The 16,833-nt window shown below is 35.9% G+C and carries 19 protein-coding genes and 1 pseudogene; 12 read left to right on the top strand and 8 right to left on the bottom strand.

The window, feature by feature from the left end:
* Positions 1-16: 16 nt before the first annotated feature.
* From JOD07_RS03045 to JOD07_RS03025, 5 genes are all read left to right on the top strand, one after another.
* Positions 17-748, top strand: coding sequence for a DUF5131 family protein (locus tag JOD07_RS03045; RefSeq protein WP_158741284.1), 732 nt, complete (start codon positions 17-19; stop codon positions 746-748).
* A gap of 129 nt (positions 749-877) precedes the next feature.
* The gene (locus JOD07_RS03040) at positions 878-2,215 is read left to right on the top strand and encodes a glycoside hydrolase family 3 protein (protein ID WP_158741285.1); all 1,338 of its coding nucleotides are present in this window, start codon (positions 878-880) and stop codon (positions 2,213-2,215) included.
* A 599-nt stretch (positions 2,216-2,814) separates the two neighbouring features.
* Positions 2,815-3,819 (top strand): response regulator, encoded by a 1,005-nt coding sequence (locus JOD07_RS03035; protein ID WP_204612137.1) that lies wholly within the window; start codon positions 2,815-2,817, stop codon positions 3,817-3,819.
* A gap of 34 nt (positions 3,820-3,853) precedes the next feature.
* Positions 3,854-4,363, top strand: coding sequence for a nitroreductase family protein (locus JOD07_RS03030; RefSeq protein ID WP_158741287.1), 510 nt, complete (start codon positions 3,854-3,856; stop codon positions 4,361-4,363).
* A 44-nt stretch (positions 4,364-4,407) separates the two neighbouring features.
* Entirely contained in the window at positions 4,408-4,791 is a 384-nt protein-coding gene (locus JOD07_RS03025) for a PH domain-containing protein (RefSeq protein WP_158741288.1), read from the top strand.
* A gap of 53 nt (positions 4,792-4,844) precedes the next feature.
* Here JOD07_RS03025 and JOD07_RS15965 read toward each other — a convergent pair whose 3' ends face one another.
* The 3 genes and pseudogenes from JOD07_RS15965 to JOD07_RS15330 all read right to left on the bottom strand — a co-directional run bounded on the left by JOD07_RS15965 (position 4,845) and on the right by JOD07_RS15330 (position 6,452).
* On the bottom strand, positions 4,845-5,948 hold the full coding sequence (locus tag JOD07_RS15965; RefSeq protein ID WP_243429224.1) for a multicopper oxidase family protein: 1,104 nt from the start codon (positions 5,946-5,948) through the stop codon (positions 4,845-4,847).
* Positions 5,937-6,041: pseudogene (locus JOD07_RS15960) on the bottom strand (multicopper oxidase domain-containing protein); the annotation flags it as partial. The gene JOD07_RS15965 and the pseudogene JOD07_RS15960, both read right to left, overlap by 12 nt.
* 51 nt (positions 6,042-6,092) lie before the next feature.
* Positions 6,093-6,452 (bottom strand): multicopper oxidase domain-containing protein, encoded by a 360-nt coding sequence (locus tag JOD07_RS15330; protein ID WP_243429223.1) that lies wholly within the window; start codon positions 6,450-6,452, stop codon positions 6,093-6,095.
* Positions 6,453-6,724: 272 nt separating this feature from the next.
* Here JOD07_RS15330 and JOD07_RS03015 point away from each other — a divergent pair, with 272 nt between their 5' ends.
* Both JOD07_RS03015 and JOD07_RS03010 read left to right on the top strand, forming a co-directional pair.
* The gene (locus JOD07_RS03015) at positions 6,725-7,603 is read left to right on the top strand and encodes a ComEC/Rec2 family competence protein (protein WP_158741290.1); all 879 of its coding nucleotides are present in this window, start codon (positions 6,725-6,727) and stop codon (positions 7,601-7,603) included.
* 9 nt (positions 7,604-7,612) lie between these two features.
* The gene (locus JOD07_RS03010) at positions 7,613-7,810 is read left to right on the top strand and encodes a DUF3006 domain-containing protein (RefSeq protein WP_158741291.1); all 198 of its coding nucleotides are present in this window, start codon (positions 7,613-7,615) and stop codon (positions 7,808-7,810) included.
* A 6-nt stretch (positions 7,811-7,816) separates the two neighbouring features.
* Here the strand turns inward: JOD07_RS03010 and JOD07_RS03005 are convergent, their stop codons facing one another.
* The 5 genes from JOD07_RS03005 to JOD07_RS02985 all read right to left on the bottom strand — a co-directional run bounded on the left by JOD07_RS03005 (position 7,817) and on the right by JOD07_RS02985 (position 12,321).
* Positions 7,817-8,158, bottom strand: coding sequence for a hypothetical protein (locus JOD07_RS03005; RefSeq protein WP_158741292.1), 342 nt, complete (start codon positions 8,156-8,158; stop codon positions 7,817-7,819).
* Between the two features lie 10 nt (positions 8,159-8,168).
* Complete coding sequence (locus tag JOD07_RS03000) at positions 8,169-8,501, bottom strand: PqqD family protein (RefSeq protein ID WP_204612135.1); 333 nt, start codon at positions 8,499-8,501, stop codon at positions 8,169-8,171.
* Between the two features lie 106 nt (positions 8,502-8,607).
* A complete protein-coding gene (locus JOD07_RS02995; RefSeq protein ID WP_204612133.1) occupies positions 8,608-10,515 on the bottom strand; it encodes an OPT family oligopeptide transporter in 1,908 nt (635 codons plus the stop codon).
* 524 nt (positions 10,516-11,039) lie between these two features.
* Positions 11,040-11,219 carry a P-loop NTPase family protein gene (locus JOD07_RS02990; protein WP_158741295.1) on the bottom strand — a complete coding sequence of 60 codons (180 nt, stop codon included), beginning with the start codon at positions 11,217-11,219 and terminating at the stop codon, positions 11,040-11,042.
* A 346-nt stretch (positions 11,220-11,565) separates the two neighbouring features.
* Positions 11,566-12,321, bottom strand: a complete 756-nt coding sequence (locus JOD07_RS02985; RefSeq protein ID WP_204612125.1) for a DUF6062 family protein — start codon at positions 12,319-12,321, stop codon at positions 11,566-11,568.
* A gap of 66 nt (positions 12,322-12,387) precedes the next feature.
* Between JOD07_RS02985 and JOD07_RS02980 the strand changes: the two genes are divergently transcribed.
* The 5 genes from JOD07_RS02980 to JOD07_RS02960 all read left to right on the top strand — a co-directional run bounded on the left by JOD07_RS02980 (position 12,388) and on the right by JOD07_RS02960 (position 16,816).
* Positions 12,388-13,263 carry a DNA-3-methyladenine glycosylase family protein gene (locus JOD07_RS02980; protein WP_158741297.1) on the top strand — a complete coding sequence of 292 codons (876 nt, stop codon included), beginning with the start codon at positions 12,388-12,390 and terminating at the stop codon, positions 13,261-13,263.
* Positions 13,264-13,274: 11 nt separating this feature from the next.
* Complete coding sequence (locus JOD07_RS02975; protein WP_158741298.1) at positions 13,275-14,018, top strand: DUF554 domain-containing protein; 744 nt, start codon at positions 13,275-13,277, stop codon at positions 14,016-14,018.
* A gap of 217 nt (positions 14,019-14,235) precedes the next feature.
* Positions 14,236-14,523 (top strand): co-chaperone GroES, encoded by a 288-nt coding sequence (gene groES / locus JOD07_RS02970; RefSeq protein WP_158741299.1) that lies wholly within the window; start codon positions 14,236-14,238, stop codon positions 14,521-14,523.
* A 35-nt stretch (positions 14,524-14,558) separates the two neighbouring features.
* Positions 14,559-16,181 (top strand): chaperonin GroEL, encoded by a 1,623-nt coding sequence (gene groL / locus JOD07_RS02965; RefSeq protein ID WP_158741300.1) that lies wholly within the window; start codon positions 14,559-14,561, stop codon positions 16,179-16,181.
* A 128-nt stretch (positions 16,182-16,309) separates the two neighbouring features.
* Positions 16,310-16,816 (top strand): DUF6106 family protein, encoded by a 507-nt coding sequence (locus JOD07_RS02960; RefSeq protein ID WP_158741301.1) that lies wholly within the window; start codon positions 16,310-16,312, stop codon positions 16,814-16,816.
* Positions 16,817-16,833 lie beyond the last annotated feature (17 nt).

The raw sequence follows: 16,833 nt of genomic DNA, 5'->3' as shown, positions 1-16,833 counted from the left end.
TAAGGAGGAGTTTTAAATGCCTACCTGGAATCCATGGCATGGATGTACGAAAATTAGCCCGGGATGTGCGCATTGTTATGTATACAGGCGGGATGCAGAGTTTGATAAAGATGCTTCAGTAGTTCAAAAGACTTCATCATTCGATCTTCCTGTTCAGAAAAACCGCAAGGGCGAATATAAACTTAAAGCTGATGGGGAGTTCGTATACACTTGTTTTACATCTGATTTTTTTCATCCAATAGCAGATGAGTGGCGTACAGATGCCTGGCGGTATATTAAACTGCGTTCAGATCTTAATTTTTTCATTGTAACCAAAAGACCTGACCGTTTTTATAAAAATTTGCCCTCCGACTGGGGAGAGGGCTATGAAAATGTTCACATTTGCTGTACCTGTGAAAACCAAGAAATGACGGATCAAAGGTTGCCTGTTTTTTTGGAATTACCTGTTAAACATCAGTCCATTATTCATGAGCCAATGCTGGAGGCTATTGACATCAGAAAATATTTGGCCAAATATCATAGCAAAATAGAAAATGTGATCTGTGGCGGTGAATCTGGTAAAGACGCAAGGGTATGCGATTACGATTGGATACTCTCTACCAGAGCTCAATGTATGGAGTTTGGTGTACCTTTTCATTTCAAGCAAACAGGAGCCCATTTTCGTAAAGGGAATCGCATCTATTACATCGAAAGAAAATATCAGATGAGTCAGGCAGCTAAAGCAGGAATTGATTATAAACAGCAATAATATTAAATAGTATAAATTTGAGATATATTGAAAAAATTAAGAAGGGAATATCAGAGTTTTGGGGTTAAAATAATCAAAGGAATAGATCTTAATGTTTTCAAAATTTTATATGTAAAGGAAAGCAATAAGATGAAAAGAAATGAAAAAACGGCAACATGGAAGCGAGTTACTGTTAATGGTTTGATCATTATAGCTTTTCTCTTAAGCGTTATAATAGTAGTAAAATTAAACTTTTTTGATGAAAGAGTGGGACACGACCAGAATATGGATCAAGTTTCTGAACAAACAGATGATGAAATGAATAATAGTGATAGGGATGACAGTAAATTACCTCAGGAAAATGAAACAGCCAAGGAAAACAGCGGCGAATCTACGGATGAGGACGCTGGTGAAGAAAATGAAAGTGAAGACATTCTGGTAAATGAAATCCTGAATCAAATGGACTTGCATCAAAAAGTATGTCAAATGTCTATAGTTTTTCTAGATTCTTTGACTGGAGTGAGTAATACAACGGCAGCAGGAGATATTGTCAAAAACGCATTAACAGAATATCCTGTCGGAGGAGTGCTTTTCCAAAAGGGAAACCTAAGCAGTGAAGAGCAAGTCATCAGCATGATCCAAGGGATACAGTCTTATGCTAATATTCCTCTATTTGTCGCCAGTGATGAAGAAGGCGGGCGGGTTGCCAGAGTCATGGAAACACTTCATCCCTATTCTTTAGATGCTATGTTAACGTATAAAAATATGGGGAAGAAGAAGGCCTATGAGAATGCTGTATTGATTGCCGGTTCAATCAAAAAATATGGATTTAATACAGCCTTCGCTCCAGTGGCAGATGTATGGTCCAATCCCGAGAATACAGTCATAGGTGATCGTGCTTATAGTGATAACTTTGAACAGGCTGCGGAGTTGATATCGGCCGCAGTACAGGGGTTTAGAGATCAAGACATCATTTGCTCCTTAAAGCATTTTCCCGGGCATGGAGATACAAAGGTGGATTCCCATTATGGTGCGGCTTATGTAACGAAATCTCTTGATCAGCTTCGTAAAGAAGAGTTTTTGCCGTTCAAAGCAGGTATTGATGCAGGAGCAGATATGGTTATGATTGGACATCTTATCGTGCCGGATATAGAGGATGTTCCTGCCACCTTTTCCTATAAAATCGTTACAGATATTCTGAAGAACGAGCTGAATTTTGAAGGCATTGTTATCACCGATGCTCTCAATATGCAGGCGATAGCGGATCATTATGATTCCTCCACTGCAGCTGTTTATGCAGTGAAAGCCGGAGCAGATATATTATTATGTCCTTCAAGTTTACAAGGATCTGTTGAGGCCTTAATGAATGCAGTGCAAAGAGGAGAGTTTTCAGAAGAACGGATTAATGAAAGCGTTAAAAAAATTTTGAAGTTAAAATTCCAAAAAGGAATCATCAGTAATATTGACTTAAGCGAGTTTCAGCAGTGAGCAGAAGCTCGCATTTTTTATTTTTTAATAAAAACGCAATAGGAGAAAAAGAAATAGCGATTTCTACGTATGTTATTTAAATTTAATTTGATATTATATTCGTATAATGTATAATAAAAAGTAATCTCATTTGAGCAATCTTTTAGTCCATAGTCCCCAATTACATATCAAATCATACGAAACTTGTTGAAAAGAAGGTTTATCCTATATGGGATTTGTGAAGGCGAAGACCATGATTTCCGAATATTCTTCCAATAATTCCTGGTTTGGAACTAATCATAATATGATCAAAAAAGCTTTATGAGTATTTTTCGATGATGAAACAGAAGTATATAAGCATGTATGAAATGCTTATGAATGTTCCTCTCCAAAAGCTCAGGAATTATGGAATTTACTTAAGAAAGAATGTGAAAAACTAGGGCTTCTTTATAAAATACAGGATATTATGAATGGCTATAAACATGGATACGGGCATAACCAGATTTTTTATTTTGAAAAATACGCAGCAATGAACATACTTTTAAAGATCTAACTATAAGATCATTCATTACAGTGATCAATAACAGCACAACAAACGATAAAATGAAGGATGGATATATATGAATGAAAATTTGAAAAATATTTCCCATATTCCTATAAATGAAGCTATGATGTTTTTTACATCTTTAGATGTTTTTGATGAGGACTTTATTGGACTGACAAAGAATTGTGAGATCTCTCTGTGGAGTAAAGGGGCTGAAAAAAGATTCGGGTATAAAGCAAATGAGATTATTGGCAGGAGCATAGAAGTTTTAATAGCGGAAGATCAACTTTCTGAGTTTTATAATCAAATGGATTTGGTAAGATCGGGAGAGATCATCAAAGATTTTACAACAGCAAGTCTGCATAAAGATGGAACGAAAACGGATGTCTTTGTTTCCTTGTCTCCAGTTTATGATCGCAATGGAATGTTTAATGGAGCTGTTGGAATCTATAAAGATATCTTGGAAGAAAGAAAGTTTGATTCTTATCAGTTTTTATCCCATATGAGCCATGAAATAAGAAATCTGATCAGCGGCATAGTAGGAATAATAGAGCTTTTTAAAACAACACCTCTTGACCATGAGCAAAGCAGATATGTTAGTATGCTTAAAAAATCCATAGATAAATTCAATCCAATCATTAATAAAATATCAGAGATATCAAATTTAGAGTCAGATAAGATTTTATTAACAGAAACAAGTAATCAATGTATCTCAGCTAAAACAATTTTAGGCGTTGAAGATAATATAATTAATCAAGAAATCATGGAAAGCATTATTAAAAGAAAAGGATATCATTATATCCCTGCCTACAATGGAAAAGAAGCAATAAGTATTTTGAAGAATACTCGGGTTAATTTAATTCTGATGGACATTCAATTGCCTGAACTTGATGGATTTGAAGTAACAAGAATGATTAGGGAACAGCGTGATCGAGACGATCATATCCCTATTATTGCCATGACGGCATTTGCATCTCATGAGGATAGACAAAAATGTATTGAAGCAGGTATGGATGATTATATATCCAAGCCTTTTGAATTGGACGTACTTTATAGTCTTATAGAAAAATATTTATATTAAATTGATTTATTAAATGTATAAGGAGGAATGAGCAATGAGTTTTTTGGATCTTGCAAAGGAAAGATATTCTGTTAGAAATTTCAAAGAACAAGAGGTAGAAAAAGAAAAAATTCTTCAAGTATTGGAAGCTGCGAGAGTTGCTCCTTCTGCGGTAAATTATCAACCCTGGCATTTTATTGTGATTACAGATCAGCAGTTAAGAAGTAAAGTAGCAGAAACTTATCCACGTCCATGGTTTCAAAGTGCACCGGTTGTAATTGTTGCTTGTGGGGATCATTCTCAATCATGGAAAAGAAAAGATGGTAAAGACCATTGTGATATAGATGTTGCTATAGCGGTTGACCATATGACTTTAGCTGCCGCTGATTTAGGACTTGGTACCTGTTGGGTATGTGCTTTTGATGCGCAAAAGTGCCATGAAATATTAGGACTACCAGACCACTTAGAAGTAGTTGCCCTTTTACCCATGGGATATCCAAAAGAAGACAGCAAGCCGGAGAAAAAAAGAAAAAGTATTGAAGACATTGTAAGCTGGGAAGAATAGTAGTGAACAGTTAAATTTTAATATAATGTATAGGAGGTTATAATGTGGCGGATGTAAGCTTAAACAAAGTCTTTAATTTTTACGAAGAAGTACCTCTTTCTCCAAGCCTTGAGCCATTCATCTCCAAAAATGAAGTAGTGCATTTTGCAGTAAAAACTGTAAGAGATGTTGCAGTGTTTACTGACAAACGTATTTTAATTGCTGATAAACAAGGAATCACTGGAAAGAAAATAGAATATTATTCAATACCTTATAAAAATATCGTTACTTATGCGGTTGAAACGGCAGGAACATTTGACTTGGATTCAGAAATAAAGCTGGTACTGTCCGGTGGAATCAGTATAGAGCTTAAATTTTTCAAAGGCAAAAATATGGATAATCTTCTTCTTAAGGTGTATGATCTTATAAACAGTTATGTTATAGGATAGGAATACTATTGAAAGAACACCAGTCACGAAATATGACTGGTGTTTTTGCTTGTTTATTCACATATACATCTGCAACTTTGTGAGCACTCCAGACATTTATCGTTGCCGCAGAGAGTTAATCTTCTTGGAATTACCTCAAATTGGCGCATCATGTCATAATCTTCATGCTCTAAAATATGGCAGTGATATACATATCGTCCTATATAGGGAGCAAAACGCATAATGACTCGGGTGACGAAGCCTGGAAAGGCCTGAACGGTATCCTTCCATCCTTGTTCGCCGGGAAGGGGAGGTTCAGGATCACCTGTAAAACGTATCTGACCTTTCAGATTATATGCTTCTACATCAAATGGAATACGGTCCAGAATTTGAAATTGAACAAGGTGAATATGAATGGGATGTACAGCGATTCCTGAATTTATAATCCTCCAGATTTCTATATCTCCAAGCATCGGATTTTCCGTAATTTTATCTATATACATGTGATCATTTAACATGAACATAAGTCTTCCATATCGATCCTGAGTGACATCCAGAGTGATATCTCTTGTTCTTTTTGCTTCAGATTCATTGAATCTTTTTACAGTAGTCAGGAATTTTGGCACTTGACTTTCATCCGTGCCTTCTCTGGAAATAACTCTAAACTGCATGATTAATCCTGTTGTATTAGGGTCAGGAGGAGCACCGAAATCAAAAGGAGTACGCGCTGTATTTGTTAATATAATGTTTGAACCAACGGGTTGCTCACTAAAATCAATGATTACATCCACCCGCTCTGCCGGTGCTATAGTGATTTCATCCACAGTAACCGGTCTTTGCAATAATCCTCCATCGGAACCTATCTGTACAAAGGGTTGGCCGGAGTCTAGTCTCATGCGATAAAACCTTTGATTAGAGGCATTTAAAATACGGAAGCGATATTTTCTTTGTTCAACTTCCAGGTAAGGCCATATCTTTCCATTTACAACAATGAAATCTCCTACAAAACCTGGAATAATCGAAGGATTGGGAAATTCGGGAGGAGGATTATCTACTGTTCTGGGATAGAAAAGAGAACCATCCTCATTAAAAGACTTATCTTGAATGATTAAAGGAATTTCATATTTGCCTGAAGGAAGGCCAAGAGAATCCTCCTGTTCGTTACGGATAATATACATTCCTGCAAGGCCAGCATAAACATTTAAACGAGTAATTCCCAGGGCATGGTCATGGTACCAGAGTGTAGCCGGTTTCTGATTATTAGAGTATTTATAAACCGTATGTGCAAAACGAGGACCACATTGTGCAAAATCTCTTGAAAACTAGGCTTCCGGATGGCCGTCACTTTCAGGTTCTACTTCAGCTCCGTGGAGATGAACGACTGTACGGACATTAGGCATATCTTCACCTGAGCCATGAATAGTATGGTCAATTGGTAGCAAATGTCTATCAGGCAGATCGTTTATCCATTTTATATGGACACATTCGCCTTGAGTTACCTCAATTGTAGGGCCGGGAATTTCTCCTTCATACCCCCATACTCTCGTATTGGGAAGATTCGAGTGGAAATTATGCAAAAACTCTTTCATTGTAACTTCATAATAAGTAAAACATTTGAATCGTTCCTTTGGCTGTAAAGTTCTTGTAAGTGGAAGGGGATCTACAAAAGGCTCAAGAGTCATGGCATTCCTCCTTAAATGAGTTTTTACTATAATATGTCAATAAGCATGATAAAATGCTAATGAAAATATCTTTAAAAAATTCATACTGCTATGTAGAACAGTGATATATTCTATTAGATAAATGCAGTTTTTGTTAGGAAATTCATAAAAGGTATGATAAAATAAATTAAAAATCTATTATGTTTTCAGGAATTTTAAGTTGATCATGCAATAAATCTATGACTAAAATATATTTATAAATACGACAATTAAGAAAGGCCAGGAAAGAGACTATGAACAGACAGCGTTTTAGAGCATTCATAAGCTTTGTAGCACTTATGAGTCTTCTCATTTTTATTGTTACAGGGTGCTCGATAGAAATTGAAACGGAAAATGAGAAAGAACCAAGTGGGAACCTAAAGGTTCATTTTATAGATGTCGGGCAAGCAGATGCCATACTTATTGAGCAAAATAATCAGTATATGCTCATTGATGCAGGCAATAATAATGACAGTGACTTGGTTGTAAATTATCTTACAGAACATCATGTTGACAAATTGCAATATTTGATAGGAACCCATCCCCATGAAGACCATATAGGAGGAATGGATGCAGTTATTAACAATTTTGATATAGAGCAGATTTTTATGCCGAAGGTGACAAGTACTACTAAAACCTTTAAAGATGTCATCATGGCTGTTAAAAATAAAAATCTTAAAGTTACCACTCCTAAAGTTGGAGATTCCTATACTTTGGGAGATGCAGAGTGGATGATACTTGCGCCTAACAGCGAAGAATATACAGAACTCAACGATTATTCTATTGTCATTCGCTTAGTTTTTGGAAGTAATTCTTTTATGTTTATGGGGGATGCAGAAAAAACATCGGAAGAGGAGATCTTGGAGCTTACCTACCAAGAACTTGAATCGGATGTTCTAAAAGTCGGTCATCATGGCAGCCATAGTTCTACATCAGATGAATTTTTGGAAGCTGTTCATCCACGTTATGCTGTGATTTCCGCAGGGAAAGACAATAAGTATGGTCATCCTCATGAAGAAACAATCACTAAGTTGCAGCAAGGAAATATAGAAATCTTAAGAACAGATCAAAGTGGTACGATTATTTTTTCAGCAGACGGAAAAGGAAATCTAGTCTATGAAAAGGAGTATTAGAGGTGAATTATGTTTATTACGATTGACAGGTTTGAAAATGGATTTGCTGTTGTAGAATTAGAAAACGGCAAGGTTATTGATATGCCGAAAGAACTTATCCCTGAGGGTGCGAAAGAGGGAACAGTTCTTGAAATACGCATAGATGATCAGGAGACAGAGAAGAGAAAGCGGGAAATAGAGGAGATGGCTAAAGACTTATGGACATAAGAACAGTTATTTCTTTAGCCTGAAAGAATTGACTTTACCACTGATACGCTCGATTTTTTCTTCTTTGAGTAAATAATCAATCAGATGTCTTACGAAACTGTTTAAATCCGTAATGCCTAATCTTTTTTTGCTCCAAATGACGGAAACAGTTTCGTTTTTTATTAGATTTCGGATTTCAGGGATAGTGATTGATTCATTTTTTTCTAAATATTTAATGACTTTTCTTGCGCATTTTTTGTAAAGCCTGTTAGCCAGTTCTATAGGGAGATTTTTTTCTTTTATGATCCCTATATACATGAGAACCATTGTAATAACAGTGATGGAAAGGATATATAATACATACTTCATAATTAGCCTCCTATTTCAGATGGATAAAATTATTCTCACGCAAACTTTTCATATATATGAGCAGTCTTTCTAAAACGGGATGAGCCTTTTCGCCGAAATTCTCTTCTAAAAGGTTTGAGAGATCACCTATCGTATTGGTTCCGTCACATTTTTGCCATATAAATGAACCAAACTCTTCCAATTCTACAGTAGTCTTCAGAGGGGTTTTAAATAACTTGTTCATCAAACGATCAAAAGTTCGATCTCTGTTAATGGTTAAGAGTACCTTATCCTCTTTGACTTCCCATAGTATTTTTTCATTTCGTACAGGGATCATTTCCAGTACATTTCTGTCGTTTTTCATCATTTTACCTTCCTTTTTACAGTAACTAACTTAATTATAACATTAAAGAAGGAATCTTAAGACAATCTATTCTTTAAGATTCCTTCTTTGCATTATGAAATAAATATTATTTTTTCACAGTTTTCTCTTCTGTTTTCTTAAAGAATACATAGTATATCAATGATAGTATGACTAAGCAGAAGAGGATGAGAGCACCTAATTGTCCTAATGGGTAATTTCCAACTGCAAGATCTACATTGGCTGCAGCAAATCCTGCCAGTATTATTCCCATTAATCCTTCCCCTGCAATTAAGCCGGAGCTGTACAATATACCATTTTCAGTTTTAGCTTTATTTTCTTCGTTATTTTTAACCAAGAGATCAAGCGCACCTTTTACAAGTCCACCAACCATGATTGGAGTGGATAAATGAATTGGAAGGTAGATGCCGATAGCAACTGGTAGAGAAGAAATGCCTAATACTTCAAATATCAATGAAGAAGAAACACCGATAAATACAAGATTCCAAGGCAAGTTTCCATCCATAATACCTTCAATAACAAGTTTCATAAGAGTTGCCTGAGGTGCTCCCAATTCTTTAGAACCAAAGGTGTAGGCATTGTTTAATAGAATCATGATGAATCCGATTGCTACTGCAGAAGCAGCTACACCTATGATTTCACCAAGTTGTTGTTTCCATGGAGTTGCTCCTACAAGATAACCTGTTTTTAAGTCTTGTGAAGCATCACCAGCAATTGCTGCTGCTGTACAGATTACTGCGCCTACGCAAAGAACGGCAATCATTCCGGGTTTGCCGCTGGCTCCAGTGGCTTTCATAATGATGGTAGTGAATAATAATGTTGCAATTGTCATACCTGAAACAGGGTTGGAAGAACTTCCAAGAAGACCAACGATTCTTGAAGAAACGGTTACGAATAAGAAACCGAATATTGCAATCAATATAGCGCCCATTATTCCAACGGGGATAACAGGTAGTATGCCCATTAACACGATAATAACAATGGTTGCAATAGTTACATATTTACCATTCAGGTCTTTATCAGTTCTTTCAATTTCACCTGAAGCTTTTATTCCAAAACCTTTTACTGCATCTCTGAAGGATGAAATCATAACAGGCAGAGATTTAATCATACTGATAATACCACCGGCTGCAACGGCTCCGGCACCTATGTAGCGGATATAATTAGACCAGATTCCCCAGTAACCTAAGTCTTTGATTAAGTCTGCTGCTGGCAATACAGCTGATGTCAAATCACTTCCAATGAAAGTAATCATGGGGATAAAAGCAAGCCATGCCAATATTGCACCGGCAAGCATATATGCAGAAATTTTTGGTCCAATAATAAAGCCAACGCCAAGAAGAGCAGGTAAAACATCCATACCAATAGCTGCTCCATCAAATCCTTTTATCGGAGTTTCAATTTCAGTTGGGAACAGTTTTAATCCATCCCCTAAGAATTTATAAATGAGTCCTATTCCACCACCGGCAAAGATCAATCCCGCACCGCTTCCACCTTCTTCTCCAGCAAGAAGAACTTCAGCACAGGCTGTTCCTTCCGGATATGGTAATTTACCATGTTCTTGTACAATCAAGTATCTTCTGATAGGGATCATGAATAATACCCCAAGTGCACCACCTGCTAAGGTGATCAGAGTCATCGTTAATGCGCTGGGTGATTCGCCCCATAAGAACAACGCTGGTAACGTAAAGATTGCACCGGCTGCAAGGGATTCACCGGCTGATGCGATGGTTTGAACCATGTTGTTTTCCAGAATAGATTTTCTTTTTAATATAACTCTAACAATGGTCATAGATATAACTGCAGCTGGTATGGAAGCTGATACAGTCATACCAACCTTCAGGCCTAAATAAGCATTTGCTGCACCGAATACTACGGATAGCAATATACCCAATACAATAGATAGACCTGTAAATTCAGGCATAACCTTGTTAGCTGGAACATATGGTGTAAATTTTTCACCATCTGCTCCTGTGGCTACATTTTTTTGTGCCATATTCTTTCCTCCTTTATCATAATAAAATTATAAAATGTAATACTTGATTTTAATTCGACAAATAATTCCGATTTCCTTTTTAGTTAAAAAATTTTTTAATTGATACTATTGAATATATTTGCAATATTATTTCAATATTAACATATAAAGAGATTGTAAAGTTTGAAATTTTATATTACAAATCTTGTAAAGTTGTTCTATAAGATGAAGATTAAATAATAGTTTAAAAATAATCTTTGATTCTGATATTTGTGTATAGCTAGTGTTATTTTGGTTATTAGAACATAAAATGAGTATTTGCATTATTTTCAAAAATAAAGAGATATATGATGAGTATATCACTATTTTATAAGTGTAGATATCCACTTTTATGGTGGAATTTTAAGGGGGACATTATGTGCTAGCAAAAAAGATACAGTCGAATACAGAAAATGATTTAGATTTACCAGGTTTTTTTCAGTTTCACCAATGTATTTACTGATAACCTGGGATAAATCTATTTTATATATCTCCTATTGATTTCTTTAGCTTATGACTTGTGCAGCCATGGTTTTACCGGTTCCGGGAGGACCAGCAAACACAACGCTTAAGTCCTTGCCGTAGGACAATTTTGAATCAAATCCCCATTGATTGAGCACAACGTGTTTGAATTTGACTTGATTGGCAGCATCTTTTAATTCTTTAATCTGTTCTTTGGGAAGCACAACATCATCACAATTGTATATGGGTTTTAGGAGAGTAGCCTTTTTCTCAAGGTTATGGCATGTTTGATTGTAACAAGCTTAGTTAAGATGTCCTTCGCTTATGAATTGGCTGTGATTCCAAATGGATATATCTGTTCTTGACAGTACAATTCCCTTGAATTTATTGGAATTTTGTTCCCCATCTTCCTCGGATTGCTTAAACAAAAGAAAAAGTTGTAGTTATAGCAACTTAAGCAGATCTTGAAGGTACTGAAAATTGTTTTTATACGGCATATTTTTAGAAGATATGTCAAATTTGCTATTAAAATAAACGGACATAGACAAGTCCCCCCTAATGAAAAACATATTATTCTTCAACTGCCATACCAGAGATTTTTAGAATAGCTCTCTGGACAGCGTCTTTTGAGTTTTTCCATGGTTCTTCTTTGAATCTGTAGTCGAATTTTTGGATGAACCAATCCAGTTCTTCTTCTATTCTTTTAAAATTTTCAAGTTGAATGGGAAAAACAATCTGAGTAAAATGATTGTATTGCTCCTTATTTAAAGCGGAATTCGCGCTTTCAATAAGGAAAGCAAAGTGGTTTAAGCAAAAGCCTTTACCATCAGACACTAAGGAGACAAATTCAGGATCTTTTTTCCATAGATAAAAAAAAGTGTCCATATAGCGTTCGAAGGTTTTCTCAATCTTATTGCATATGTAGCAGTCATCATAGATAGTATTGAGGTCTGAAGAAATAGGATTTTTATATGGTTTGGAAGGCACTCTTTTCTTAATCAGTCCGGACAGAAAAGAAGAGTTGCGGGGGGCTGAGTCCTTTTGTGAATCTATTGCGTTAGAAAGAAATTTATTAACTTCCTGGAAATGAGTATGAAGTATAAGTGCCAGACCAAGACGATTGTTTTCGTTAAAAAGCATTTGATAATGATGGGGACAAAAACCACTTTTATTGGTTTCCATTCGAATGTCATCTTCCATGTAAGATGCTCCAAGCATAAAGTCGACGCTTTCTCTTTCTAAAGCCTGGTGCAATGTGCAAAAAGGGCATTCCGAATTTTCTTTAAATGCATCAATAACTGGTATTGTATAAATTTGTTCTTTCATTTAACATCACTCCATGGTTTAAATACTCTTAGTATATCATGGATATTTTTAGAGAGGAAGGAAAATATGAAATATAAGCAAATAGAAGACAAAATCATATTAAAAGCAGAGGACAGCTTTGAAATAGAGCAGATTTTGGAATGCGGACAATGTTTTAGATTTCATAAGCTCGCTCAAAATGATTACGTGATTGTTGCCAAAGGAAAGGTATTAAGAATTCTCCAGACAAAAGAGGAGATCATTCTTTATCCGACTTCCGCAGAAGAGTTTGAAAATTTATGGAGTTCTTACTTTGATTTGGACAAAGACTATGATATAATTAAACGACACTTGGCTGAAAAAGATATCCATTTGGCCCGGGCAGTTCAGTTTGCTCCCGGAATCCGGATTCTTCGCCAAGAACCCTGGGAATGCCTTATATCCTTTATCATTTCACAAAATAAGCAAATTCCGCATATCAAACAAGTAGTAGAGAATATAAGTAGAATGTTTGGAAAATATATTTGTACTTTTGAAGGATATGATTACTATACCTTTCCTACAATTGAGCAATTGGCAATGGCAAATGAACAAGAGCTCAGAAATTGTAAAGCAGGCTTTCGGGCACCTTACATTATGGATGCATGCCAAAAAGTGAAGAATAAGGAAGTAGAGCTTGAAAAGCTTGCAAATATGCCCTATGAAGAAGCCAAAAAAGAACTTCTGAAAATAAAGGGTGTAGGACCAAAGATTGCAGATTGTGTTCTTCTATTCGGCATAGGTCATGAGGAAGCTTTTCCTGTTGACGTATGGGTAAAAAGAGTAATGGAATACTTCTATTTTAATAGAGATACAAGTCCAAATGAGATTCAGGCTTTTGCCAAAGAATACTTTGGGAATTTAGCAGGGATCGCGCAACAGTATTTATTTTATTATGCGAGACAGCTAAGACTTGGCAAATGAGGAGGAATTCGATGCTGGGAACGACTGTAAACGCTTTGGCAATTTTTTGTGGGGCGTTAGTGGGGATGTTTTTAAAAAACGGCTTGAAAGAAGACTACAAACAGATCGTATTCCATGGAGTTTCTTTAGCCGTACTATTTATTGGAGCGTCAGGTGCTATCGGAAATATGATTCAGCCTTCAAGTCACCCCATACTGTTTATTATCAGTCTTATTCTTGGAGGACTCATTGGTCAGTGGTGGAATATTGAATTGAGACTGGAGAATTTAGGGGACTATCTTCAGAGTAAAATGCAAAAGGGGGATAAAGGCGACAACATATCCCAGGGATTCGTTTCTGCCAGTTTGCTTTTTTGTGTAGGGACTATGGCCATTATGGGGGCTTTGGAGAGCGGTCTCCAGGGAGTACATAAAACTTTGTTTGCAAAATCCGTATTGGATGGTGTTACTTCTATTTTATTATCTTCAACCTTAGGTATAGGGGTCGCCCTGGCTGGAGTTTCGGTATTTATTTATCAGGGGGCAATTACTTTACTGGCTCAGTGGATTGAACCCTATATGACTGCTGATATGATCAGAGAGATTTCAACCGTTGGCGGTATTTTAATTTTTGCTATAGGACTCAATATGCTGGAGATTAAGAAAATAAAAGTCGGTAATCTGCTTCCGGCAATTTTTATTCCGATTTTGTATTATCTTCCTTTCGTTCAAGAATTATTCTTAAAATTAAAAAGTCTATTGAATATTATTCTGTGATACAAAGAGAAAATGTTAGTAAATCAAAGAAAAACGAAGAATATTTGAAGTAATTTATGGAAACACTAGCTAAAGTGTAATTTTAGGTGAAATATAGCCTTGCACAAACAACATGCTTTTATTAATATTATTTTTGTAGTTAGCACTCAATTGTGATGAGTGCTAATAAGCCGAAAAATAATGAGTAAAAAGTACATATTCTGAAGGAGGTTATACAATGAAACTCAAACCATTAGGTGACAGAGTGGTTATTAAGCAATTAGAAGCTGAAGAAAAGACAAAATCTGGTATCGTTCTTCCCAATCAGGCAAAAGAAAAACCTCAAGAAGCTGAAGTTGTGGCTGTAGGACCTGGCGGAGTAGTAGACGGAAAAGAAGTTAAAATGGAAGTAAAAGTTGGCGATAGAGTAATTTACTCAAAATATGCCGGAACAGAAGTAAAAATTGATGATGAAGAATATATCGTTTTAAGACAAAGTGATATTTTAGCGATTGTAGAACAATAATAGATCAAATTCAATTATAAAAGGAGGATGTAAACATGGCAAAGCAAATTAAATTTGCTGCCGAAGCCAGAGCAGCATTAGAAGCTGGTGTGGATAAATTAGCGAATACAGTAAAAGTAACTTTAGGACCAAAAGGACGTAATGTCGTTTTAGATAAAAAATATGGTACTCCATTAATTACTAATGATGGTGTTACTATTGCTAAAGAAATCGAGTTAGAAGATCCATTTGAAAATATGGGCGCTCAATTGGTTAAAGAAGTTGCAACCAAAACCAACGATGTTGCAGGGGACGGTACAACTACTGCTACAGTATTAGCTCAGGCTATGATTAAAGAAGGACTTAAAAATATTGCAGCCGGTGCAAATCCTATTATTTTAAGAAGAGGTATGCATAAAGCAACTGATAAAGCAGTAGAAGTAATCAAAAATGCCAGCCAGACAATCAACGGCAAGCAACATATTGCAAGAGTTGCAGCGATTTCTGCCGGAGATGATGAAATCGGTAACTTGATTGCTGATGCTATGGAAAAAGTATCCAATGACGGAGTAATTACTGTTGAAGAATCCAAAACCATGCACACAGAATTAGAAGTTGTAGAAGGTATGCAATTTGACAGAGGATATCTGTCTGCTTACATGGCAACGGATATGGATAAAATGGAAGCAGTTCTCGAAGATCCATACATCTTGATTACAGACAAGAAGATTTCCAACATTCAGGAAATCCTTCCACTTCTTGAACAAATTGTTCAACAAGGTGCAAAACTCCTTATCATTGCTGAAGATGTAGAAGGAGAAGCATTAACTACATTAATTCTGAATAAATTAAGAGGAACATTTAACTGTGTAGCAGTAAAAGCACCAGGATTTGGTGACAGAAGAAAAGACATGCTTAGAGACATCGCTATTTTAACTGGCGGTACAGTGATCTCTGAAGAAGTAGGCTTGGAATTAAAAGAAGCTACTTTAGATATGCTTGGAAAAGCTGCAACTGTTAAAGTTCAAAAAGAGAATACTATTATTATCGGTGGAGCAGGAAAGAAAGAAGACATCGATGCAAGAGTAAAACAAATTAAAAATCAAATTGAAGAAACAACTTCTGAATTCGATAGAGAAAAATTACAAGAAAGATTGGCTAAATTAGCAGGTGGTGTTGCAGTAATTAAAGTTGGAGCTGCAACAGAAACTGAAATGAAAGAAAACAAACTTCGTATCGAAGATGCTTTGGCAGCTACAAGAGCAGCAGTAGAAGAAGGAATTGTTGCTGGTGGTGGTTCTTCTTACATTCATGCGATCAAAGAAGTTGCAACTTTATTAGATACCACAACAGGCGATGAAAAGACAGGTGTAAAGATTGTGCTTAAAGCTCTTGAAGCACCTCTTCGTCAAATTGCAGAGAACGCAGGATTAGAAGGTTCTGTGATTGTAAATAATGTAAAAGAATCGGAAAAGAATGTTGGATTCAATGCACTTACAGAAGAATATGTGAATATGATTGATGCAGGAATCCTTGATCCAACTAAAGTAACAAGAAGTGCTCTTCAAAATGCAACTTCCGTTGCTTCTACATTATTAACAACAGAATCTGTTGTTGCAGATATTCCTGAAAAAGAACCAGCTATGCCTGGCGGAGCTCCAGGAATGGGAATGATGTAATAAATTTTACTTAAAAACAGCTTGTCCTTTGGGCAAGCTGTTTTCTTGATATTTAGAATTTTATATGTTACCATATACATTATTAAGCAATCTAATTTGTGATTAAGAGATGATAAAGGGGTGAAGATGTGGGAGATATATTTAAAGAACAGCTTGTGTCCAAGAAACGTACTGCAAAAGATGGTATGATTACGGCATTGGTTATTCTTGCTGCAATTTTACTGGTTGCTGCATCATTCCTTTTTATTCCTCAGGCTTTTGTACTGGTCGTGATTATTGTAGCCTATGGAGCATATTGGCTTGTACAAAGACAAAACATTGAATATGAGTATAGTTTTACAAACGGTGATTTGGATATTGATAAGATCATCAATAAAAGCAAGCGTAAAAGACTGATTTCTGTTTCTGTTAAAGATTTTGAAGCAATGGCTCATGTGGAAGATAAAGACCATTCCCATGAATTAAGTGGTTTTGAAAAAACTTTGGATTTTAGCAGCGGAGAGATCAAATCCAATACATATGCTGCAGTATTCATGCATAATAACCAAAAGGTAAAAATGATTTTTGAACCTAACGAAGAAATTTTAAAAGGAATTTTTCATTTAATTCCTAGGAAATTGCATATAAAAAAGTGAGGCGGTATGACCCGCCT

The sequence above is a fragment of the Defluviitalea raffinosedens genome, assembly GCF_016908775.1.
In the GTDB taxonomy this organism is placed as follows: Bacteria; Bacillota; Clostridia; order Lachnospirales; family Defluviitaleaceae; genus Defluviitalea; species Defluviitalea raffinosedens.
Note: the sequence above shows the minus strand (reverse complement) of the source record. Positions and strands in the feature narration are given on the sequence as shown.